This is a genomic window from Thermobacillus xylanilyticus (assembly GCF_907165215.1).
Classification (GTDB): domain Bacteria; phylum Bacillota; class Bacilli; order Paenibacillales; family Paenibacillaceae; genus Thermobacillus; species Thermobacillus xylanilyticus.
Map to the genome: position 1 here is coordinate 1 of NZ_CAJRAY010000023.1, position 20,192 is coordinate 20,192.

General features: G+C 62.6%; 24 protein-coding genes and 10 tRNA genes. 5 read left to right on the forward strand and 29 right to left on the reverse strand.

Features of this window, described 5'->3' with window-relative positions; genetic code table 11:
• Positions 1-102 precede the first annotated feature (102 nt).
• The 3 genes from KJQ12_RS04845 to KJQ12_RS04855 form a co-directional block, all read right to left on the reverse strand.
• Complete coding sequence (locus tag KJQ12_RS04845; RefSeq protein WP_213483723.1) at positions 103-741, reverse strand: MFS transporter; 639 nt, start codon at positions 739-741, stop codon at positions 103-105.
• The gene (locus KJQ12_RS04850; RefSeq protein WP_213483724.1) at positions 731-1,396 is read right to left on the reverse strand and encodes a FusB/FusC family EF-G-binding protein; all 666 of its coding nucleotides are present in this window, start codon (positions 1,394-1,396) and stop codon (positions 731-733) included. Before KJQ12_RS04850 ends, KJQ12_RS04845 begins: the two co-directional genes overlap by 11 nt.
• Positions 1,397-1,669: 273 nt before the next feature.
• The gene (locus KJQ12_RS04855) at positions 1,670-1,939 is read right to left on the reverse strand and encodes a LysR substrate-binding domain-containing protein (RefSeq protein ID WP_244860425.1); all 270 of its coding nucleotides are present in this window, start codon (positions 1,937-1,939) and stop codon (positions 1,670-1,672) included.
• 5 nt (positions 1,940-1,944) lie between these two features.
• Between KJQ12_RS04855 and KJQ12_RS04860 the strand changes: the two genes are divergently transcribed.
• Positions 1,945-2,427, forward strand: coding sequence for an MFS transporter (locus tag KJQ12_RS04860; protein WP_342344824.1), 483 nt, complete (start codon positions 1,945-1,947; stop codon positions 2,425-2,427).
• 10 nt (positions 2,428-2,437) lie between these two features.
• Here KJQ12_RS04860 and KJQ12_RS04865 read toward each other — a convergent pair whose 3' ends face one another.
• Positions 2,438-3,001 carry a dihydrofolate reductase family protein gene (locus KJQ12_RS04865; protein WP_015255699.1) on the reverse strand — a complete coding sequence of 188 codons (564 nt, stop codon included), beginning with the start codon at positions 2,999-3,001 and terminating at the stop codon, positions 2,438-2,440.
• A gap of 228 nt (positions 3,002-3,229) precedes the next feature.
• Between KJQ12_RS04865 and KJQ12_RS04870 the strand changes: the two genes are divergently transcribed.
• Together KJQ12_RS04870 and KJQ12_RS04875 are read left to right on the forward strand one after the other, a co-directional pair.
• Positions 3,230-3,577 (forward strand): hypothetical protein, encoded by a 348-nt coding sequence (locus KJQ12_RS04870; protein ID WP_213483726.1) that lies wholly within the window; start codon positions 3,230-3,232, stop codon positions 3,575-3,577.
• A 29-nt stretch (positions 3,578-3,606) separates the two neighbouring features.
• A complete protein-coding gene (locus KJQ12_RS04875; protein WP_213483727.1) occupies positions 3,607-4,788 on the forward strand; it encodes an MFS transporter in 1,182 nt (393 codons plus the stop codon).
• Here KJQ12_RS04875 and KJQ12_RS04880 read toward each other — a convergent pair.
• From KJQ12_RS04880 to KJQ12_RS04920, 10 genes are all read right to left on the reverse strand, one after another.
• Positions 4,783-5,379: a TetR/AcrR family transcriptional regulator gene (locus KJQ12_RS04880; RefSeq protein ID WP_213483728.1), complete on the reverse strand. Its 597-nt coding sequence runs from the start codon at positions 5,377-5,379 to the stop codon at positions 4,783-4,785. The two genes, KJQ12_RS04875 and KJQ12_RS04880, sit on opposite strands and share 6 nt — an antisense overlap.
• 42 nt (positions 5,380-5,421) lie before the next feature.
• Entirely contained in the window at positions 5,422-5,817 is a 396-nt protein-coding gene (locus tag KJQ12_RS19530) for an alpha/beta fold hydrolase (RefSeq protein ID WP_244860427.1), read from the reverse strand.
• Between the two features lie 63 nt (positions 5,818-5,880).
• Positions 5,881-6,492, reverse strand: coding sequence for an alpha/beta fold hydrolase (locus KJQ12_RS19535; protein ID WP_244860428.1), 612 nt, complete (start codon positions 6,490-6,492; stop codon positions 5,881-5,883).
• Between the two features lie 267 nt (positions 6,493-6,759).
• The gene (locus KJQ12_RS04890) at positions 6,760-7,551 is read right to left on the reverse strand and encodes a VOC family protein (protein WP_213483729.1); all 792 of its coding nucleotides are present in this window, start codon (positions 7,549-7,551) and stop codon (positions 6,760-6,762) included.
• Between the two features lie 30 nt (positions 7,552-7,581).
• Positions 7,582-8,139, reverse strand: coding sequence for an NADPH-dependent FMN reductase (locus KJQ12_RS04895; RefSeq protein WP_213483730.1), 558 nt, complete (start codon positions 8,137-8,139; stop codon positions 7,582-7,584).
• Between the two features lie 134 nt (positions 8,140-8,273).
• On the reverse strand, positions 8,274-8,936 hold the full coding sequence (locus KJQ12_RS04900) for a response regulator (protein WP_015255706.1): 663 nt from the start codon (positions 8,934-8,936) through the stop codon (positions 8,274-8,276).
• Entirely contained in the window at positions 8,933-10,186 is a 1,254-nt protein-coding gene (locus KJQ12_RS04905; protein ID WP_244860430.1) for a GAF domain-containing sensor histidine kinase, read from the reverse strand. Before KJQ12_RS04905 ends, KJQ12_RS04900 begins: the two co-directional genes overlap by 4 nt.
• 405 nt (positions 10,187-10,591) lie before the next feature.
• Positions 10,592-12,817 (reverse strand): heavy metal translocating P-type ATPase, encoded by a 2,226-nt coding sequence (locus tag KJQ12_RS04910; protein ID WP_213483731.1) that lies wholly within the window; start codon positions 12,815-12,817, stop codon positions 10,592-10,594.
• A gap of 123 nt (positions 12,818-12,940) precedes the next feature.
• Complete coding sequence (locus KJQ12_RS04915) at positions 12,941-13,141, reverse strand: copper ion binding protein (protein WP_213483732.1); 201 nt, start codon at positions 13,139-13,141, stop codon at positions 12,941-12,943.
• Between the two features lie 22 nt (positions 13,142-13,163).
• Entirely contained in the window at positions 13,164-13,481 is a 318-nt protein-coding gene (locus tag KJQ12_RS04920) for a metal-sensitive transcriptional regulator (RefSeq protein WP_041854490.1), read from the reverse strand.
• A 287-nt stretch (positions 13,482-13,768) separates the two neighbouring features.
• Between KJQ12_RS04920 and KJQ12_RS04925 the strand changes: the two genes are divergently transcribed.
• Entirely contained in the window at positions 13,769-14,194 is a 426-nt protein-coding gene (locus tag KJQ12_RS04925) for a MarR family winged helix-turn-helix transcriptional regulator (protein WP_213483733.1), read from the forward strand.
• 93 nt (positions 14,195-14,287) lie between these two features.
• Complete coding sequence (locus KJQ12_RS04930) at positions 14,288-15,769, forward strand: MFS transporter (protein ID WP_213483734.1); 1,482 nt, start codon at positions 14,288-14,290, stop codon at positions 15,767-15,769.
• On the opposite strand, the gene KJQ12_RS04935 is transcribed toward KJQ12_RS04930, so the two are convergent.
• The 15 genes from KJQ12_RS04935 to KJQ12_RS05005 form a co-directional block, all read right to left on the reverse strand.
• The gene (locus KJQ12_RS04935; RefSeq protein ID WP_213483735.1) at positions 15,660-16,577 is read right to left on the reverse strand and encodes an RNA polymerase sigma-70 factor; all 918 of its coding nucleotides are present in this window, start codon (positions 16,575-16,577) and stop codon (positions 15,660-15,662) included. The genes KJQ12_RS04930 and KJQ12_RS04935 overlap by 110 nt on opposite strands.
• A gap of 96 nt (positions 16,578-16,673) precedes the next feature.
• Positions 16,674-17,126: a carboxymuconolactone decarboxylase family protein gene (locus KJQ12_RS04940; RefSeq protein WP_213483736.1), complete on the reverse strand. Its 453-nt coding sequence runs from the start codon at positions 17,124-17,126 to the stop codon at positions 16,674-16,676.
• Between the two features lie 114 nt (positions 17,127-17,240).
• Positions 17,241-17,765, reverse strand: a complete 525-nt coding sequence (locus KJQ12_RS04945; RefSeq protein ID WP_213483737.1) for an MFS transporter — start codon at positions 17,763-17,765, stop codon at positions 17,241-17,243.
• On the reverse strand, positions 17,690-17,986 hold the full coding sequence (locus KJQ12_RS19740) for a MerR family transcriptional regulator (RefSeq protein ID WP_213483738.1): 297 nt from the start codon (positions 17,984-17,986) through the stop codon (positions 17,690-17,692). Before KJQ12_RS19740 ends, KJQ12_RS04945 begins: the two co-directional genes overlap by 76 nt.
• 146 nt (positions 17,987-18,132) lie before the next feature.
• Positions 18,133-19,080, reverse strand: coding sequence for a CPBP family intramembrane glutamic endopeptidase (locus KJQ12_RS04955; RefSeq protein WP_213483739.1), 948 nt, complete (start codon positions 19,078-19,080; stop codon positions 18,133-18,135).
• Between the two features lie 3 nt (positions 19,081-19,083).
• Positions 19,084-19,169: transfer RNA gene (locus tag KJQ12_RS04960), tRNA-Leu, on the reverse strand.
• Between the two features lie 17 nt (positions 19,170-19,186).
• Positions 19,187-19,263 (reverse strand) — tRNA-Arg (locus tag KJQ12_RS04965).
• A gap of 15 nt (positions 19,264-19,278) precedes the next feature.
• Positions 19,279-19,352: transfer RNA gene (locus KJQ12_RS04970), tRNA-Cys, on the reverse strand.
• 11 nt (positions 19,353-19,363) lie between these two features.
• Positions 19,364-19,438, reverse strand: a tRNA-Gly gene (locus tag KJQ12_RS04975).
• A 6-nt stretch (positions 19,439-19,444) separates the two neighbouring features.
• Positions 19,445-19,519, reverse strand: a tRNA-Gln gene (locus KJQ12_RS04980).
• A gap of 10 nt (positions 19,520-19,529) precedes the next feature.
• Positions 19,530-19,605 (reverse strand) — tRNA-His (locus KJQ12_RS04985).
• A 20-nt stretch (positions 19,606-19,625) separates the two neighbouring features.
• Positions 19,626-19,699: transfer RNA gene (locus KJQ12_RS04990), tRNA-Trp, on the reverse strand.
• A 39-nt stretch (positions 19,700-19,738) separates the two neighbouring features.
• Positions 19,739-19,814, reverse strand: a tRNA-Thr gene (locus tag KJQ12_RS04995).
• An 89-nt stretch (positions 19,815-19,903) separates the two neighbouring features.
• A tRNA-Asp gene (locus tag KJQ12_RS05000) sits at positions 19,904-19,980 on the reverse strand.
• 37 nt (positions 19,981-20,017) lie between these two features.
• Positions 20,018-20,094, reverse strand: a tRNA-Met gene (locus KJQ12_RS05005).
• Positions 20,095-20,192: the final 98 nt, after the last annotated feature.

Consider the following 20,192-nt stretch of genomic DNA (forward strand, 5'->3'; position numbering starts at 1 on the left):
CCAGCCCCCATTCCGGACTTTCACCGTAGAGATGACGCCCATGCCGGGCGTACAACGGGAGAAGCCCGCCATGACGGCGGGCTTCCTTGCTATGAACAAGCTTCAGTCCTGCCGCGCCCCGGCGGCCTGCCCGCCGCCGGATGCGGCCGGCAGCCGGAACGCGAGCAGCAGCGTCAGCGCCATGACGGCGGAGACGCCGATGAACACGGCATGAAAGCCTTGCGCCGGCGCCCGGCTCCCTTCTCCGGACGCGTATGCGTTGAACACGGCGCCGAACACCGCGGCGAACACCGTCTGGCCGAGCGTGTTCATCAAGGCGTTGGTCGACATGGCAATGCCCCGCATGCCGCCTTCCACGGCCTGCTGCATCAGGACGGTAAGCACCCGGCACATGCCGAGACCGAAGCCGGCCGCGAACAGGACGGCCGGAAAGGCCGGCACCGCCCGGAAGACGACGAGCCAGGACATCGAACCGGCCAGCCCGCACAGTACGGAACCGAGCAGAAACAGCGCGACGGCTGTCATGAACAAGCGCTTGCGCCCGTACAGATCCGCGAGCTTGCCGTAAATCGGCGCCGCCACGGCCGCAACGAGCAGGTAGACGGCGAACACCATGCTCATCCATTCGATGCCGCCGAGATCCGCAACGATCGACTTCATCGCCGTCGTGACGATCGTCGCCTCCAGCGCGCTCAGGAACAGCATGACGAGGAGCGCGGAGAGAACCCCTTTACGATTCACGGGAGCCCGCCACCTCCCGGACGAACCGGTCCAGCGCGGCCGTGCCTGTGATGTGCCGGTTGCACTCGCCGCCGTCCAGACAGAGGTAGTTGCCGACGGCCTTGTAATAGTCGGATGGCGCATGCGCCGGCTTCATTTTGGAAACCGCCGAGAACAAGACCACTTCGCTGTGCCGGCCGCACAGGAAGCAGACGCTTTTCTTGTGCACCGGCGTAAACCGGCCTTCGATGCCGACAAGCCGTCCGTCCAGGACGGATACGAGGAACATCCGGTTCGCCGCAGCATCGGTCCAGCTCAGGTAGGTGATTCTGCGCCAATCAACCGCGGACAGGTCCGGAACGCGCAGCTTCCTGACCTTCGGGAACAGCTGCCGGAGCCGCTTCTCCGTCACTTGCGGAAATGCGGTCAAGCAAGGCTCCAGCGCCAGCAGACCTCTCCGGATGTCTTCCTCCGTCCGGGCTTCCGTCACGTTCTCCAGCAGCCGGAGCTGCTGCTCCGCCGCATCCGGAAACATCGACCAGATTTCCGTTCTCACGCCGTCCCTTACCGACTCCGCCGCCTGCGGAGCCACCGCCGTACGGCAGGCTTCAATCAACAGCTTCGCATGTCTACGGATCAGATTAAACTGATGGTTTTCAATAAACGGTTCGCACATTCAGGCCCACTCCTTAATTTTTGTCATGCAAAATCAAGGTGCAAAGCCTGATGCCTTGAAACGAACCGAGGCAGGGCGATGAAGATTCAGCCCATGCAAAGTATCGCCCCAATCATCAGGCTTTGCATGAGCGGGCAGTTAATCGGGCAAATTGCTTTGCCACTCCGATCTCCTCCCTTCATCGTCCAGTATAATCCGGCGCCGGAGTCTTTTGTCAATTCCATGCTTTCGCCGATCCGCGCTCAGGAGAGCCTTCGCCGCTTTCAGCGCGCTTCACCGGCTTTCTATTGGTGAGTCGTCGGAGACGTCGATCGGGTTCAATGCGTTTTGACGAAGTTCATCCTTGAGGAACCGGTACAGCCTGGACGCCGCCCGCGTGAACGGAGCGCCCGTCTTCGGGTACAGCATGCCGAACGCCATGTCGATGGACAAATCCCCTGCGAGCGGACGAACCACCGTCCCCGGGGGAAGCGGCTCGAGCGAAATTTCGGGCACAAGGGCGATGCCGAGTCCGCCGGCGACATAAAACTTCAGCGCCGTCAAGCCTGGTGTCCGCCGCCGGCCAATTGGTCACCGTGTATTCGCTCGTGTATGCCGTCAGCCCGCCCGTTCTGATGACGATGACGGGACGGGCGGAAAGGCGGCGGCTGCTTGTCGGATCGCTGCTGCTCTTCGCTGCGGGGAATGTCATCTACGGTATCGGGCTGTCGTACGGGGTGACGCTCGCGGGGCGGATCATCGCGGCCGTCGCCCTGTACGGGATCGGCAGCTATGCGTTCAACCCCGCCCAGCAGCACCGGCTCATCGGGCTGTCCGGCCCGTCCGCCGGGATCGTCCTCTCGCTGAACGCCTCCGCCATTTACCTGGGCAGCGCGGGCGGCGCGTTCCTGGGCGGGCTCGTGGTGAAATACGGTTCCGCCGCGATGCTCGGGTATTTCGGCGGGGCGTGGGCGCTTATGGCCTTGGCCTTGTTCGGGCTGAACCGCCTGTCGGGCGCGGGCGTGCGAAGCGGACAGCCGGCGGACGGGTGACGGAGCCGATTCAGGAAGGATAGATGATTTGATAGGAAGACAATACGACGCCGCTGTCGTACGTTTTGCTGCTCAGCAGCTTCAGATTCAACTTCTGTTTCACCGGACCGAACAACGGAATGCCGTCGCCCAGCAGCACCGGATTGATCTTCAGGATCAGGGTGTCGATGAGCTGATGCCGCAGCAGTTCGCCCGCCAGCAGGCCGCCGCCGCACAGCCACAGGTTTTGGTACTTGCCTTCGTTTTTCAGTCTGCGGGTAAAGGCAGCGGCATCCTCCCGGACCAGCTCGACCTTCTCATTCGATTCGAAGTCCAATCCGCGGGAGAAGATGTAATGCTTCAGATCGGGATGAACCGCCTGCGCGATGCCGGACGGTTCCCCCGGCTTCAATCCGTACCGAAATCCGTACGCGTACGTCCTGCTTCCCATCAGCACGGCATCATAATTCCGGACGCTTTCAAAAAAGTCCCCGCCGTCATCCGCGTACAGGAAAACCGATTCGTCCGCCACCCCATTGGGGTCCGCGATGAACAGATCCAATGTCGTCGCCACATGATACGTCAATTGCGCCATATCCGATTCCTCCTCTGGGTTGCATTCCGTTCCATTTTACACCAGCCGCGGCGGCAGATAAAACCAAAAATGGTGATCCATCCTCCGGACGGCGTTAAAATAGATCATAATCCGGACGGTTTTCTGCACTTTGGCACCGAATGGCAGGAAAACGGGTGGTTACGGCAGTCGATTTTCTCCTATTCTGGGGGCGTTCCATCCCAAATCGAAAAAGAGGTGCAAGTGCAGATGACAGTCAGGGAAGCAAAAACGCTTGTCGGGGAGAAGCTGATCCGGAACGTGCTTGCGACGAACGCCGTCGCGTCGGGGGCGTGCGGGCTGCTGCTGCCCGCGCTGCCGGGCATGGTGTCCGATCTGACGGGGCCGGGAAGCCGGACGGCGCTGATGGAAACCGGGTTGTTTCTGATCATATTTGTCGGCTTCCTGATATGGGCGGCAACCAGGAGGATCATCCCGCCGCGGGTCGTCCTCGCGTTCGCCGTGGTCGACGGGCTGTGGGTCGTCATAGGTTTGCGGCACAAGGGCCGTGCGCACGGGAGCCGATCGCTTGGCCGCGGGAGCGCAAACGGAATCTGATCGGGGCTGTCTGAAAGGAGGCCGTCATGATGAACTGCCGTATTCTGCTGCTGACGGCGGGGATGTTCGTGATCGGAACGGAAGCGTTCATGATTGCGGGCTTGCTGCCTGCCCTGGCCCGGGATCTGGAGGTTTCGGTCTCGGCCGCAGGGCAGCTGGTGACCGTGTTCTCCCTCGCCTATGCGTTCGGTTCCCCGATATTGGCCACGCTGACGGGAAAGGCGGAAAGGAGGAAGCTGCTCTCGGGCGCCATGCTGCTATTTGCCGTGGGGAATGCGCTCTGCGGTCTCGCGAACGTTTACTGGCTTGTTTTCCTGGGACGGGTGATCACGGCGGCGGGCGCCGGACTGTTCGCTCCGTCGGCGGCGGCCGCGGCATCGGCCCTGTCCGACCCGGATCATCGCGGACGCTCGCTGTCGCTCGTGCTCGGCGGTGCGACGGTCGCGCTCATTCTCGGCGTTCCCGCCGGGACCTGGCTGGCGTACATGATGGACTGGCGATTGCCGTTCCGGGTTGTGGCGGGCCTGTCGGCGGCGGCCGCGGCGGGCATCCGGCTGTTTTTTCCCAAGGTCGAACCGCCGGAAAGCGTATCGATGAGGGAGCGGCTGTCGCAGCTCAAGCGGCCGTTGATCCTTTCCGCGCTGGCTGCCAGCCTGACGTGGGGAACCGGCGTCTTTCTCGTCTATACCTATATCGCGGATATCTTCGGACAGTTCGGAGCTGCCGGACGGACGGTCTCGTTCGTGCTGCTGTTGACGGGGCTTGCCAGCTTCGCCGGCGTGCAATTCGGCGGCTATGCCGTGGACCGGTACGGTTCGCACAACATCATCGTTCTCACGCTGTTCCTGTTGATGTTGGCGGTGATCGGCCTGTCGCTGCTGCATGAAATTCCGGGCTACACCGGACCGCTGCTGCTCGGCGGCGCGTCGATGGCGCTCTGGGGATTCAGCGGCTACGCCTTCAATCCCGCCCAGCAGCACCGGCTGATCGGGATATCCGGCACCGCTTCGGGCATCGTGCTTTCCCTGCACAACTCGGCCATTTACTTCGGCACCGCCCTGGGGGCCATGGTCGGGGGACTCGTCCTGGATATCGGCGGCGCTTCGGACCTCGGCTGCTGTTCCGCGGGGGCGTTCGTGCTGGCGCTCATCGCCCATGGCGCAAGCAGGCGTCTGGCGGTGAGAGCAGGCGGAGCGTCCGGGCCGTCATGACGGTCCGGCCAGCATCCGCATCAGCATGTCCGCCGGCGGCAGTCCGTGCGCATCCTTGCCCGGATCCTGCAGAATAAGACTGTTGATAACGGTAAAATACCACGCCAGAAGCTGCCGGGGATCACCGTCCGCGAACTGCCCCGATTGCTGCCCCCTGACGTAAACCGGCACCAGCCGGTCGATCAGCGCGTCTTCGGAATAGCGCGCGAGCAGCTCCCGGACGCCGTCCGGAATCCGGTCCGCCCGCCGCGCCTGCAAGACGAGTCTGAACGCGTTCCGGTTGTTCTCGTCCAGCATGTTCCGCGTAAGCGTCCGGATCAACTCGAAGGGCGGCAGGGGCGACTGCCCGAGAAGCTTCAGTTCCGCGTCAGCCGCTTCCAGCAATTCCCCGACGATTTCGGTGTACAGCTCGTCCTTCGATCGGTAATACCGGTAGATCAGCCCTTCGCTGATCCCGGCTTCGGCGGCGATCATGCTCGTCCTGGTGCCCGCAAATCCGTGGCGGGCGAACGCCGCAAGCGCGGCGTTCTTGATCTGCTCCCTGCGTTCTCCGCGGATTTGCTTCAGTCGCTCTTTGCTTAACGGGGACATGGAACCTCAAACTCCGATCTCTTCTTCGTCACTCCTCCTCCATTATACCACCGCCCCGCCGCGCCCGGCATCAGCGGGAAGGGACGGCTGACCTGCCAGCGGAAGCACCTTGCCGACCAGTTCTTCGAGAAACTGCCCGGGCCGGGCGAAACAGGCGAGGTGGCCGGCGTTCCGGATGACGGCGAACGACTTGCGCGGCGCTTCGATCCGGTCGAAGAACGATCTGGCCGCCCCGAACGGCGTGAAAAGATCCGTATCGCCCTGAAAGATGAAAAACGGCACGTCGAACGCCGTCCCGATCCGGGAGAAGTCGAACGTCATCAGCTCGTCGAACAAGTGGTCGAGGGAATGGGTCATACCCCGGAAAATTGCGACGAGATCGCCGATAGTATGATCCGGCGAAGCGAGCATGGACGGCAGCATCAGATCCATGATCATGTTGGGCACGCCGCGGATCGCTCTCACGAGGTGCTGGTTGAGACGGTCGTAATCTTCCCGCTTTCAGCGGGCGGGGTCCGGCCCCATCCGCTCCAGGAGCCGGATGCCCTTGGCAATGCCGGCTGCCCGGAGAGCGGCGAGCGCCTGCCCGTACCACTCGAATCCGGGATCGGGAGCGTTCTGGTCGGTGCCGACGTACGCAAGGTAGAGGTCGGGCCGGGATCGGACCATCATCATCGCGATCAGGCTGCCGACCGAACTGCCGATCAGGATGATCTTGCGCTTCCCGAGCCGCTCCAGCAAATATTCCGACAGCTCGATCCCGTCCCGGGCGAGCCGCTCCAGCGTGATGGAGCCGCCGGCCGTTTTCCCGCTTCGCCGGAATGTCTTGCCCGCGCCGCGCTGATCCCACTGCACGAGCGTGAAATGTTTCTCCCATTCGCGCAGCAACGGGCTGAAGACGGAATACGGAGAAGCCGGCCCGCCATGGACGAACAGCAGCACGGGATTGCGGCGGTCCTCTCCGCGGATCGTCACCCACTGCTTGATGCCGCCGATGTCGACGAACCGGTATTCCGCGATGCCGTCCGGCGAATCGATCCGCAGAAGCTTGGCGTTTCTGCGCCGGTTTCGACTGCGCAGCAGCAGATCGGGTAAAATGTTCGTTTTGCTCATCCGGATTTCTCCTCACAATATTGTTTTATGAGTGAGTTGCCCACTCATTAATAAAATAGAAGGGCGCTTTAACCCTGTCAATGCCCAAAATGCGTCATTCCCGGCGCTCTTCCGCCATTTCCACCGCCATGGCGGCGAGCGTTGTTAACGTTCTCCAATTGCGTACGGCGGCCGGCGTGTTCAATTGATCCAGCTTGGCCGCATGCGCAAAAGGGACCACCCCGCGAGCGGTCCCTCATCGACTTGCCCCGATTGCTCCGCCGCTCATCACGGCAGGTTGAGACGGACGGCGATATCCGCCGGAACATCCGTCGCCGCAAACCGGATGCGATAATCATTGCGCATGATGGTCAGCTCGTCTTCCCCCGAGGACAGGATGGGTTCCCCGGCCGTCAACTCACGAATGCGTTCCAGCGTATGGCGGCCGCTGACGCCGAACGTGACGGTCATGTTCGGAGGCAGCGCGTACATCCGGATCGGAATCCAGCGCCGCTGCTTCGACGCGATGACGGCATGCGCCGTTCCGCCGATGGCGAAGGTGAAGTCGTCGAACACTTTCGCCAGCTTCATGCCGAATCGGCCGGACAGCCAGCCGCGGAATTCGGACACGTCTTCCACGGGAAAACCGACTTCGCGCAAGTACAGGACTTTGAGCGGTCCCCCTTGCGGCAGCACGTCCTCCCGGACGTACCGGTGGGCGATCACTTCCAGCAGATGGCCGTCGCCGTCGCGGAAATACGCATTGATTTCGGGGCCGGATCCATCGAGATCGACGAATTCACGGCCGTCTGGCCAGCGCAGAAGCGGAATTCCCGCTGTCTCTTTCAAATAGGCAATTACGTCGGAGAACGCCGACCAGGGCACTTCGAATGCGAAGTGGGCCGGCGCGACCGGTTCGTACGCCTCCGTGAACGTCAAGGTGGTGAACGGCGTCACCTGGAAACGAATCTCCTTGTCCGATTCGAAGACGACCGGCATGCCCAGCAGTCCGTTGTAAAATTGCCGCACGCCTTCCAGCGAGACGGTATGCAGCGCAAGATCCGCAAAGTGTGTAATCATCCTGAACGCCTCCTTTCGTCCCGATGCATTTCAGACTCCGCCTTGCCCGCGGACGCTGCGCAGCAGATCCAGGAAACAGCGGAGCGCGCCGTGGATGCGGTCCAGGGCGGCGTGCTCCGGCATGTACGCCTCCGGCTCCGCTTCAAACAGCTTTCGCTGCTCCCCGCCGATGGAGATCCATTCCGGGCAGTTGATGCCGTGCAAATTGCGCACCATGGCCTGCAGCTGCAGCAGCGAACTGATGCCGACGGGACCGCCCGATGACGTCGCGGACAGCACCGGCTTGCCGCCGAATTGCTCTTTGCCGAGATGGTCCAGCGCATTTTTCAACACGCCCGAGATGCTCCCGTGATATTCCGGCGAGGCGAGCACGATCCCGTCGGCTTCGGCGGCCATCCGCTTCAGCCTGAGCAGCCCGGCATGATCGTCATGCGCTTCGTCCGGACTGTAGAACGGCAAGGGGTCTTGATGCAGATCGTACAAGTCGGCCTGCACGCCCTGCCGGCGAAGCTCGGCGACGATATATTTCGCCAGCCGGGTGCTGGTCGAGCCGCTGCGATTGGAGCCAGCAATTGCGACAACTCTCATGACTCTCCACTCCCTGTTCAAACCGTCATATCTTTTGAGTTCATCCTAGCAAACCTCGATGCTCCCCGGCGTCGGCGGACAGGATGATCTTGAAAAAAGAAAACGTCCGGCGAACGGCCGAACGCTTCTACGACTTAAGGCTGAGAATCGAGTCCGTGTTTCACCGCCAGAATGGCGGCCTGGGTGCGATCCGTGAGGCCCAGCTTCCCGAGCACGTGGCTGACATGCGTTTTCACCGTCTTCTCGGTGATGTGCAGCGCTTCGGCAATCTCCTTGTTCGTCAGACCGGAGGCGATCAGGCGCAGCACTTCCCGTTCCCGCGCCGTCAGACTGTCGAACGGCGTCGCGGCCTTCTCCGGCGCGGTGCCCCCGGGGTCCGCGATGCTCTCCATCAGCAGCCCGGCCACTTCGGGATGCACCTCGACCTTGCCCGCGTGCACGCGGCGGATCGCCTTCGCCAGCTCATCCGGCTCGATATCTTTGAGCAGGTAGCCTCTGGCCCCGGCTTTGACGGCGGGCAGCACATGATCGTGATCGGAGAACGAAGTCAGCACGATCACGTTGACGGCGGGATGCGTTTCCCTGATCCGTCTGGTCGCCTCGATGCCGTTCAGCACCGGCATGTGCAGGTCCATCAGCACGATGTCCGGCGCAAGCTCGGCCACGCGCTCCAGCACTTCGGTTCCCGTGGCCGCCTCGCCGACCAGTTCAAAATCCGGCTGCGTCTTCAGATAAAGCTGCAGCCCTCTCCGGACAATGGCATGATCATCCGCCAGCAGGAGGCGAATTTTCGTCATCGCGGTCCTTCCTTTCCTTCCGGCAGCGGAATCGCCGCCTCGACAAGCGTGCCCTTGCGGCCGTCGCTCGCAATCTTCAGCTCGCCGCCCAGCGCCATGGCGCGTTCACGCATCGTGAACAATCCGAGCGACGCTTCGTGACGGTCGACAGGCCGCGGCCGCATCCCGACGCCGGAATCGGAAATCCGCAATACGGCCGCCCTGTCGCCCAGTTCCAGTTCGACGCTCGCCGCATCCGTCTGCGCATGCTTGGACACGTTGTTCAGCGCTTCCTGCCCGATTCGCCAGAGCGCTTCCTCCGCCTGCCGCGGCAGTTCGCGCACGCCGATGAGCCGGGAGGAGACCTTCAGCCCGAGCTTGCGTCCGTACTCGCTCAGCGCCGTCACGAGCCCCGCTTCCAGCCCTGCCGGCCGAAGCTGCATGATGAGCGCGCGCATTTCCTTCAGCGCCTCGCGCGAGAGCGACTGCATCTCGCGGACCGCCGCCAGGGCGGCATCCGCATCGCCGCCGTGCAGCTGCTGCTCCGCACCCTTGGCCGTCATCGACAGCGAGAACAGCATCTGGCACACGGAGTCATGCAGATCGCGGGCCAACCGGTTACGCTCGTCCAGCCGCGCCAGTTCGCGGCGTTGCTCCTCGAGCTGCGCGCTCTCGACGGCGGCATCGAGATGCTCGGCGATCGCCTCGAGCACTTCCCCGTCCGCCGGCCTGAACCCCACGGGCAGGTCGGTGCCGACGACCAGCGCTCCGGCAGGCCATGCGGCCGTCTGGAGCGGAACCGCCAGCACCGCTTGCAACGGAGGAAGCTTGCCGCGCAGCCGCGGGTGATCCGTCAAGCCGGCGATTTCGGCGCCCGCCGCCTCGACGCGCCGTCTTCTCGTGATGCACGCTTTCAGCCAGGGCAGCGCATCCGGTTCGATCAGGGTGCCGGGGAAGAACGTCTCCCCGCCGGCATGGACGGCGCTGATGACGAAGCCGGTGCCGGATTTTCGGAGAATGGCGGCGAACGGCCAGGGGAAATATTTCCCCATCAACGCCAGCGCGCATGCCGGAATCGGCGCTTCGGGAGCCGATGCGCCCAGATCGCGGCTGAATTCGCCCAGCTTCGCGAACAGTTCCGCCCGCCGCTGCTCCGCGGCGTACAGCCGCGCGCGTTCGATCGCGCTGCCGATCTGGAAAGCGACGGACTGCAGCAGCGCCAGCTCGTCTTGATGAAAATGCTTCTTGCCGGGCGCGGCCACATTGAGCACGCCGAGCCGCTTCTCCCCGGCCGTCAGCGGTACGGTGGCGTGGTGGGTGATGCCGCCCGTGTCGATGCGTCACCGCGTCCTCGAGCCTTTTGCAGTTCAAAATGTTGACCGCCTTGTCCAGCCGGTTCTCCCAGAACCGATCCAGGCACCAGCAGGTCCCGCACCGCATATGACGCTTGTCTTCCATTTCAAGTGCCGGCGGCAGGCCGGCATCGGCGGCCAATTCATATTGCCCGATGCCGTCCGACAGGAAGATCCAGCCGGCTTTCAGGCCGGTCAGCTCCAGCAGCTTCTCCAGCACGGTGTTGAGCGTCGGCATGAGCTCGTTGGAACGGTTCAGCGTTTCCGCGATTGTTTTCAGGGTCACCAGTTCTTCGATCCGGTGCTCCATCCTCCCGTCTCACCTCACACTTTCGCCCGCTGCAGGCGCAGCGCGTTCAGCACGACCGACACCGAGCTGAGCGCCATCGCGGCGCCGGCCACCCACGGCGCGAGAAAGCCCGCCGCGGCGACGGGGATGCCGAGGGAGTTGTAGGCGAGCGCCCAGAACAGGTTCTGCCGGATGTTCACCATCGTCCTGCGGCTCATGCGGATCGCGTCGGCGATGCCGTTCAGGTCGCCGCGCATCAGGGTGACGTCCGCCGCTTCCATCGCGACGTCCGTTCCCGTGCCGATCGCCATCCCGATGTCGGCCGTCGCCAGCGCGGGCGCGTCGTTGATCCCGTCGCCGACCATCGCCACTTTCCGGCCCCGGGCCTGCAGCTTCTTCACTTCTTCCGCCTTGCCTTCCGGCAGCACCTCCGCCAGCACCTTGCCGATGCCGGCCTGCCGCGCGATCGCCCGCGCGGTCCGCTCGTTGTCGCCCGTGATCATGACGACTTCGATGCCCATCGCCTGAAGGCGCGCCACCGCTTCCCGCGACGTCTCCTTGATCGTGTCGGCCGCCGCGACCAGACCGGCGTACCGGCGCTCGACGGCAACCAGCATCGCGGTTTTGCCCGCTTCCTCGAGCTGCGCCATCGCCGCCTCCGCCTGATCCGCCGACACCCCGTACCGTTCCAGCAGCCTGCGATTGCCCGCGAGCACTTCCTTCCCTTCCACGACGGCGCGGATGCCGTGCCCGGGGATCGCCTCGAACGCCTCGGCCGCGGGAAGTTCGATGCCTCTGGCGGCAATGCCCGCCGCGATCGCCTCGGCGAGCGGATGCTCGGAAGGCTTCTCGGCCGCGCCGACCAGGCGCAGTAATTCGGTCTCGTCCGGCATGACGGCGATGACGTCCGTCAGTTCAGGCTTGCCCTTCGTCACCGTGCCGGTCTTGTCGAGGACGACCGTGTCGATGCGGTGGGTCAGCTCCAGATGATCGCCGCCCTTGAACAGAATGCCGAGCTCCGCCGAGCGGCCCGACCCCGCCATGATGGAGGTCGGCGTCGCCAGGCCGAGCGCGCACGGGCAGGCGATGACGAGGACGGCGATCGCCTTCCGCAGCGCGCCGGCGAAGTTGCCGGCATCCGCCCAGAAGAACCAGATCAGGAACGTCAGCAGCGCGATGCCGACGACGATCGGGACGAATACGCCCGAGATGGCGTCGGCCACCCGCTGGATCGGCGCCTTGGAGCCCTGCGCTTCCTCCACGACCCGGATGATCTGCGCCAGCGCCGTATCCTTGCCGACCTTCGTCGCCCGCACCTTCAGCATGCCGTGCTTGTTGACCGTCGCGCCGATGACGGGATCACCCGCGCGCTTCTCCACCGGAATGCTCTCGCCGGTCAGCATCGACTCGTCGACCGATGAGCTGCCTTCCACCACTTCCCCGTCAACCGGGATTTTCTCGCCCGGCCTTACGAGAACGATGTCGCCGGCGGCCACTTCGTCCGCCGGGATCCGGATCTCCTCGCCGTCCCGGATGACGAGCGCCGTCTTGGCTCTGAGGCCCATCAGCGTCTTGATCGCTTCCGACGTGCGGCCCTTCGCCAGCGCCTCGAACAGTTTGCCGAGAACGATCAGGGTGATCAGAATCGCGCTCGTCTCGTAATACAGCGCCGGGGCGTGATGCCGCATGTCCGCGCTTGCCCACTCCAGCGTCAGGAACAGGCTGTACAGGTAGGCGGCCGAGGTGCCGAGCGCGACCAACACGTCCATGTTGGCGCTCCGATTGCGGAGCGCCTTCCAGGCGCCGACGTAGAACGGCCCGCCGATCACGAACTGGACGGGAGTGGCGAGCGCGAGCTGCACCCACGGATTCATGAACCACGAGGGCACCCAGATGAACGACGTGAACGAGAAATGGCCGGCCATCGCCCACAGCAGGGGGAACGACAGAACGGCCGAGATCACGAACCGGCGCGTCTGCCGCTTGATCTCCCGCTGCCGGCGGTCCTTCGCGTCTTCCCGCTGCTCCTTCGGGAACGCCTGGTAGCCGAGCTGCTCCACCTTGCGGATCATGTCTTCGACGGTCACGGCCGAAGGCGAATATTCGACGCGCGCCGTCTCCATCGCGAGATTGACGTTGGCGCTTGCGACGCCGGGCAGCCGGGAGAGTCCCTTCTCGATCCGGTTGGCGCAGGCCGCGCAGGTCATGCCGGTGATCTGGAATTGGGCCTGCTTCATCTCCCGGGTTTGTTCCGCTTCCATGGGATCAACACTCCCGAATATACCCCCACAGGGTATATAATTGGTCGAAAAAAGAGGCTGGCAACAGGGCCGCCCGGCCCGCTTGAATCCGAACCGGACGGCTCCGCCCGACCGGGCCCCGCGTCACACGACGTCGTAGCCCTGATCCTCGATCGCTTGCTTGAGCTGTTCAAGCGTCACGGCGTTCTCGTCGTATTCGATCGTTACCGTGCCGCTTGCCAGGTCCACCGTGCCCACGGCGCCGGCTTGCTTGACCGCCGTCTCGACGGCGTTCACGCAATGGCCGCAGGACATGCCTTCCACCTTGAGCGTAACCTTCGTCATATCGCACATCTCCTTCGCTTTATTATTTTAACAGTTTGTTCACGGTGGTGAGCAGTTCGTCGATGACCTCGAGATCGCCTTCCTGAATCCGTTCCACCACGCAGCTTCTCATGTGCCCGGCCAGCAGCAGTTTGCCCACGCTGTTCAGCGCCGCCTGCACGGCCGAAATCTGGTTGAGGACATGATCGCAGTACGTATCCTTCTCGATCATTCCCTTGATGCCGCGGATCTGCCCCTCAATCCGGTTCAGCCGGGTGATGAGATCCGTCTTCAGTTTCTCGGAATGATGGCTTCTCCTGTGCTCATCGTGCGAATGGACATGCGCTTCCGCATCGTACATGGATTCCAACGTCCCTCACCCCCGTCGTCTCTAATACTATACCCCCCTACTGTATATGTCAAGATGACCTCCGATCCATCTTCATCGATTGCACCCCGCCTTTTCACCATCAAGAAAAAATGCCGCCTCATCACTTCTACTGTTGCATCCCGCGCCCGCGTTTATACGGATTGGGCAGCCCGGACCGCCTTTGCCCCGTCCGTTCGTTGACATCCGGTTCCATCGGACATTAAAATAATATTTGTACATACAAATTATACGCACCCGTGCATCGGAGTTGAACCATCATGCTGGACAAATATTTCACCGATTGCCTGTACTTCACCGCCAACCGGCTGACCCGGGTGATTACCCGGATGGCCGAAGAAGAATTCGCCAGGACCGGACTGTCCCCGGCCTACGCCTTCCTGCTGATGGCGGTCCAGGAGCGGAACGGCCTCACCCAGAAAGAACTGGGGGAAGTGCTCCATCTGACGCCTTCGACCGTCACCCGTTTCGTCGAGAAGCTGGAAAGGAAGCTCCTCGTCACCACCCGGCAGGACGGACGGATGTCGCGGGTCTATTTGACGGACAAAGGCCGGGCGATGCAAGAGCAGATCGAGGAATGCTGGAGCAGCCTGCACGAGCGGTACGCGAAGGTGCTCGGGCGGGAAGAAGGCGACCGGCTGACCCGACGCCTGTATGAGGTGAGCGTCGAGCTGGAGCAGGCGTGAAGGCGCGCAACGTTGAGCGGGACAGACGAGTTGAGAACAAGATTCAATTTGTATGTACAAACAAATTTTAAGCATTGGAAAGGAGAACAACCATTGGAAGCAACGCGAGATCCCGGGCGCTGGGCGGCGCTCGCCGTCGTCCTCACCGCGACGCTGTTGTCGATTCTGAACGTGTTCATCTCGAACGTGGCCCTTCCCGTGATGAAGGCTGACCTGGACGCCTCGGCCGGGGAGGCGCAATGGATCCTCGCCGGTTACAATCTGGCGTTCGGCCTGTTCCTGGTTACCGGCGGAAGGCTGGGCGACCTGTACGGCATCCGGCGCGTGTTCCTCATCGGGCTGGCGCTGTTCACAGCCGCATCGGGGGCGTCGGGATTTGCGCCGGAAGCGGCATCGCTTATCGCCGCCCGGGTCGTGCAGGGGTTGGGAGCCGCCCTCATGATCCCGCAGGTCATGTCCTTCATTCAGGTGAATTTTACCGGGAAGGAGCGGGGCACGGCGCTCGGCGCCTACGCGGCTGTCGGCGGATTCGGCTCCACCGTCGCCCAGCTGCTCGGCGGATGGCTGATCGAAGCCGACTGGTTCGGGCTGGGGTGGCGCACCATCTATCTGATCAACGTGCCCGTCGGCTTGCTTGCCGTCCTCGGCGCGCTCCGGATGATGCGCGAACGGCCCCGGGCTTCGCAAGGGGACCGGCGGCTGGACTGGGCGGGCGTCGTCCTCATAACCGCCGCCCTGTCGGCGCTGTGCGTTCCGCTGACGATCGGGTACGACCGGGGTTGGCCGTGGTGGATCTTCCTTCCGCTCGCCGCTTCGCCTTTTCTCGCATACGTCTTCGTCCGGCATCAGCGCCGGCTGGAGGCAAGCGGACGCGGGATGCCGCTCGTCCGGATTTCCCTTTTTCACAGGAGGAGTTTCGCGGCCGGCAATCTGCTCATCCTGCTGTTCTATGCGAACAACGCGGTCCTGTTCATGGTGATGCCGCTGTTCCTGCAGCAGGGGCTCGGGATGACGCCATTCCAGTCCGGTCTCGTCTTCGCGCCGCTGGCGCTCGGATTCGCCCTGACGTCGATGCGAAGCGGGGAATGGGCGGCCCGATTCGGGCATCGGACGCTGGCCGCCGGCTGCCTGCTGCTCGGAGCGGCGTATCTGCTGTTCTATGCCCTGGATGCCGCCTTCGCGCCGGCGATGAGCGGCTGGGAGTGGATTCCCGCCGCGCTGCTGGCCGGTGTGGCGATGGGCTTCGTCTCCGCGCCGCTGAATTTTTTGACGCTGGCCCATGTGAAGGAGGACGAGACCGGGATCGCTTCGGGGGTCATCACCGCGGGGGTGGAAATCGCCTATGCCCTGGGCACGGTGGCGGGCGGGATGATTTTCTTCTCCATTGCGGACGAGACCGCTCATCTTCAAGCCTTCCACGGCGCCATCGGCTTCAATATCCTGCTCATCCTCGGCATGCTCGCGCTCATCCGATATCTGAAGGAGACGGCACGGCCAGCCGTTCCAGCTTCTCCGGATTCAGCACGGCATACAAGTTTTGAACGGTCCCGTCAGCATTCCAGTCGAAGCAGATGACGCCGACCAGCCGGCCGTCCTGAACGGCCGCGATGCCGGTCGAACCGTTGAACCGCGCGGCGTACAGGCGCGCATCCTTGAACCTGCGGTTTGCCAGCGTCTCCAGCAGCGCCGCAACGCGCTTCCGGCCGTATATCGGATTGATGGCCGCCCGCGTCTTGCCGCCGCCGTCCGTCACGTGCACGGCGTCTTCCGCGATCAGGTCGAGGATGTCGCCGATGCGGCCGCTCGCGATGGCCGACACCCATCGCCGCACCAGCTCCTGCTCGCCTTGCGGACGGCGGGGAGCCGGCTGCGCGGCGCGGGCGCCGAGCTTTTTCTTCGCCCGGCTCAGAATCTTGCGGCACGCCGTCTCCGTCTTGTCCAGCATGCCGGCAATTTCCGCGTAATCGTAGTCGAACACTTCCCGCAGCACCACGACCGCCCGCTCCAGGGGCGTCAGCCGCTCCAGCATGACCAGAAACGCGTAGGACACGTCCTCGCGCCGCTCGATCGCCTCCATCGCGTTGTCCGGCGTCTCCATCCACGGTTCGGGCAGCCATTCGCCCACATAGGTGACTTTGCGTCTCGCCGCCGATTTCATGACATTGAGGCAGCGGTGCGTCAATCCTTTGGCCAGATACGCTTTCGGATTGGCGACGTCCGGCAGGCGCTCCCTGTGCAGGGCGGCGAACAGATCCTGCACGGCGTCTTCGGCATCCGACACCGATCCGAGCATGCGGTAGGCCATGTCCATCAGATAAGGCCGGTAGGACGCGTACAATTGTTCCACATGCATCCGGCTTTTCCGGTTTGTCGATTCCGGCACTCGCCTCTCCTCCCGTCTGCCGGCCTTGATTGCTGTTCTCTCCATTTTATACCACCCGCAAGAAAAAAAGGAGCCCTTCCAGGCTCCTTGTCGTTTTTACGCCGATACGAAACAACCCGGGAACATTCCCGTCGAGATGGATATCCGGTTCCAGCAGTTGATCGCGTTGATCGCCATGAGCAGATCGACGTACTCTTTCTCGCTGAAATGTTTCCGCACGTTCTCGTACACATGCTGCGGCACGCCGCCCTCCGAAATGCGGGTGACGCATTCGGTCAGTTCGAGCACCGCCCGTTCCTTGTCGGTAAAAATCGGCACCTCGCGCCATGCGGTCAGCAGCAGCAGCCGGTCCAGACTCTCCCCGTGTTCCAGCAGATCTTTGCCGTGCATGTCGATGCAGAACGCGCACCCGTTGATCTGCGATGCGCGCATCTTGATCAGCGTGTACAGATTGTGGTCGATGCCGGTGCTTCGCGCGAACGATTCGAAGGCCAGCATGGCCTCGAATGCCGCCGGATTGGCTTCCCTGTAATTGAGTCTCGGTTGCATAAGCTCTCCTCCCGGTTATGTGGTCTCATAAATAAAGACAACGGAGGAGGGCTTTTTGTGACCTCTCCCGGCGATTTCTTGCCGATGGCGGTGTTGACTTGCGCCGCTTGCGCCTCACTCCCGGGCGGCGCGCATCCGCCGCCGTCGGTCTGCCGCCGCGGCAGCCGACAGCGTCGCCAGCCCGATGACGCCGATCAGCGCCCCCGCCGCCGGCGCCCCGCGGAGCGCCAGACCGGATTGAATCGCCGCTCCGCCGAGGGCCGCGCCCAGCGCATTCCCGACGTTGAAGGCGGAAATGTTGAGCGACGAGGCCAGATCGGCCGCTTCGCCCGCTTTTTGCAGCACCAGCATGTTCAGCGGGGGCACCAGCGCGAACCCCGCCATTCCCCAGATCAACACCAGGACGGCCGCCGGGACGGGTTCGCCTCCCAGCAGCGGGAACACCGCCATGGTCAGCGCCAGCAGGGCAAGCGCGCCGTACAGCGTCAGCATCAAATGCCGGTCCGCCAGCCGCCCGCCGATCCAATTGCTGATTGCGGCGCCGATGCCGAACACGAGCAGCATCACCGACACCGAACGCTCCGATAACCCCGTGATCTGAAGCAAAAAGGGCGAAATGTAGGTGTAGCCGGCGAACACGCCCCCGAATCCGAACACCGTCGTGAGCAGGGCAAGGATGAGCGCCGGCCTTCCAAGTAGGCCAGGATGCGGTGAAGCCGTATCAATTGCTCCGCGGTATAGTAGCGGTAACCGGTCGCCTCGTCCGTGCGCGCCGGCTTGAGCAGTCCCAGTTGATCGTAGTAGCGCAGCGTTTTGACGGAAACCCGGCTGATTTTGGAAAATTCGCTGATCTTGAACATGCGCATGTTCCTCCCTGAACGTTCGTGTCGGAGGCCTCCGCATCCACTTTACACCTTCCAGTCGAGGGGAAAGTCAAGCGAAAGTTTCAACGGAAGTCCGGACAAAAACGGCCGGCCCGCAGCCAGTGCGGACCGGCCGTTGAACATCACAGCGATACCGATCGTTGAGAGGCCAGCGTCCGACCTCCCCACCGCAACACAATGACGACAACCACGGCGGTCAGAATGATTCCCGTCACCATCGGGTCATAGTGCGAACCGTAATCCGGGAACACGAAGAACGCGACGTTGGTGACCGCATGCACGAGCACGGCCATCCAGACGCTGCGGCCGGCATTGTTGTAGATCCATACGATGACTATCCGCAGCAAGACGGTAACCCAGGCATGCCACACGATCCAGGAGGCATCATGTCCGGCCTGAATCCAGGGAATGATATGCCACACCGCCCATATCACGCCGCAGACGGCGGCGGCCATCCACGCGCTCCAACGTTGCTGCAGCGGATCGACGACGTAAATCATCCACCCCGCCTCTTCCCCCGCCGCCCCGATGAGAAACACGGCGAACATCACCGGAATCATCGGCCAATGCAGGTCGGGTTCCGGAAGCGGATATTGCATGAGCGTCATGTACAGCCAGGAGACAAACATGACCGCCGGCATGAGAACAAGGGCGGGCAAATACCAGACGTTCCGCCGGACCGACCGCCAATCGGCGAGCCGACGGAACACACCGCGGACCCCCTTCCCTTTTTCCCGCCGATAAGCCAGGATGCATGCGGTGATCAGCGGAAAGAAAGCCATCAGCGAGCTGACCGGAAGATTGACCGGAATGTCGGGCCCTTCCCCGATAAGTTCAACCAGCAGCCACAGAACGGCGGAAAACGCAAAACGATCAAACAAAACCGGAGCGTCGTCTTTAACGGCAGCGCAGACGTTCGCATGGACCGCAACCCCTTCAACATGTTTGAATGTCATCCATGGAAATGCCTCTGTCACCATGTTACCGACAAACGCGCGCAATGCAAAGGCGAAATCTGAAGCCACTGTTCCACGCAACAAAAAAAAGCCCTTATGGGCTTCGATCTTCAAATATGGTGCTGGTGAAGGGACTTGAACCCCCACTCCCTCGCGGGAAGCGGATTTTGAGTCCGCCGCGTCTGCCATTCCGCCACACCAGCTTGTGATTAATTGAAAATGGCGTGCCCTAAGAGATTCGAACTCCTGACCTTTTGATTCGTAGTCAAACGCTCTATCCGGCTGAGCTAAGGGCACGCGTATGAAAATGAATGGAGGCGCCACCCAGATTCGAACTGGGGATAAAGCTTTTGCAGAGCTCCGCCTTACCACTTGGCTATGGCGCCATAAATAAGAATGGAGCGGACGACGGGAATCGAACCCGCGACCCTCGCCTTGGCAAGGCGATGCTCTACCGCTGAGCCACGTCCGCAAAAAGTGGCTGGGGATCTAGGATTCGAACCTAGGAATGACGGAGTCAAAGTCCGTTGCCTTACCGCTTGGCTAATCCCCAGCGTAAGATATGGGGCGATCGATGGGACTTGAACCCATGAATGCCGGAGCCACAATCCGGTGCGTTAACCCCTTCGCCACGACCGCCATGAAAGAAAATTGAATACTGGCAGGGGCAGCAGGAATTGAACCCACACTAACGGTTTTGGAGACCGCTGTTCTACCTTTAAACTATGCCCCTGTGTGAGGAATTGATGCGTCTATCCTCTGTGTCGCAATATGGTGCCGGCGAGAGGACTTGAACCCCCAACCCACTGATTACAAGTCAGTTGCTCTACCAATTGAGCTACACCGGCGCGTACCATTCCGTGTGTGGAATCGAACCGCCGACACGAGGAATCCGGTCCTCTGCTCTACCGGCCGGGCTGCCCGAATTGATGAAGGATGGCGGAGCCGACGGGATTCGAACCCGCGGTCTCCTGCGTGACAGGCAGGCATGTTAGGCCTCTACACCACGGCTCCGTGTTCATCAATGCTCGGTTGCCCCGATAGAGAGAAATGGTTGCGGGGGCAGGATTTGAACCTGCGGCCTTCGGGTTATGAGCCCGACGAGCTACCGGACTGCTCCACCCCGCGTCGAGATCGCTGGCAGCCGCTTCGCCGCAGCCTTGCAACGATGGTGGAGGCTGACGGGATCGAACCGCCGACCCTCTGCTTGTAAGGCAGATGCTCTC

What these genes read in the sequence shown, in the direction of transcription:
- KJQ12_RS04850 (WP_213483724.1), bottom strand. Translation starts at nt 1,396, where the DNA reads ATGTGCGAACCGTTTATTGAAAACCATCAGTTTAATCTGATCCGTAGA.
- KJQ12_RS04865 (WP_015255699.1), bottom strand. Translation starts at nt 3,001, where the DNA reads ATGGCGCAATTGACGTATCATGTGGCGACGACATTGGATCTGTTCATC.
- KJQ12_RS04870 (WP_213483726.1), top strand. Translation starts at nt 3,230, where the DNA reads ATGACAGTCAGGGAAGCAAAAACGCTTGTCGGGGAGAAGCTGATCCGG.
- KJQ12_RS04875 (WP_213483727.1), top strand. Translation starts at nt 3,607, where the DNA reads ATGAACTGCCGTATTCTGCTGCTGACGGCGGGGATGTTCGTGATCGGA.
- KJQ12_RS04880 (WP_213483728.1), bottom strand. Translation starts at nt 5,379, where the DNA reads ATGTCCCCGTTAAGCAAAGAGCGACTGAAGCAAATCCGCGGAGAACGC.
- KJQ12_RS19530 (WP_244860427.1), bottom strand. Translation starts at nt 5,817, where the DNA reads ATGATCATGGATCTGATGCTGCCGTCCATGCTCGCTTCGCCGGATCAT.
- KJQ12_RS19535 (WP_244860428.1), bottom strand. Translation starts at nt 6,492, where the DNA reads ATGAGCAAAACGAACATTTTACCCGATCTGCTGCTGCGCAGTCGAAAC.
- KJQ12_RS04890 (WP_213483729.1), bottom strand. Translation starts at nt 7,551, where the DNA reads ATGATTACACACTTTGCGGATCTTGCGCTGCATACCGTCTCGCTGGAA.
- KJQ12_RS04895 (WP_213483730.1), bottom strand. Translation starts at nt 8,139, where the DNA reads ATGAGAGTTGTCGCAATTGCTGGCTCCAATCGCAGCGGCTCGACCAGC.
- KJQ12_RS04900 (WP_015255706.1), bottom strand. Translation starts at nt 8,936, where the DNA reads ATGACGAAAATTCGCCTCCTGCTGGCGGATGATCATGCCATTGTCCGG.
- KJQ12_RS04910 (WP_213483731.1), bottom strand. Translation starts at nt 12,817, where the DNA reads ATGGAAGCGGAACAAACCCGGGAGATGAAGCAGGCCCAATTCCAGATC.
- KJQ12_RS04915 (WP_213483732.1), bottom strand. Translation starts at nt 13,141, where the DNA reads ATGACGAAGGTTACGCTCAAGGTGGAAGGCATGTCCTGCGGCCATTGC.
- KJQ12_RS04920 (WP_041854490.1), bottom strand. Translation starts at nt 13,481, where the DNA reads ATGTACGATGCGGAAGCGCATGTCCATTCGCACGATGAGCACAGGAGA.
- KJQ12_RS04925 (WP_213483733.1), top strand. Translation starts at nt 13,769, where the DNA reads ATGCTGGACAAATATTTCACCGATTGCCTGTACTTCACCGCCAACCGG.
- KJQ12_RS04940 (WP_213483736.1), bottom strand. Translation starts at nt 17,126, where the DNA reads ATGCAACCGAGACTCAATTACAGGGAAGCCAATCCGGCGGCATTCGAG.
- KJQ12_RS19740 (WP_213483738.1), bottom strand. Translation starts at nt 17,986, where the DNA reads ATGTTCAAGATCAGCGAATTTTCCAAAATCAGCCGGGTTTCCGTCAAA.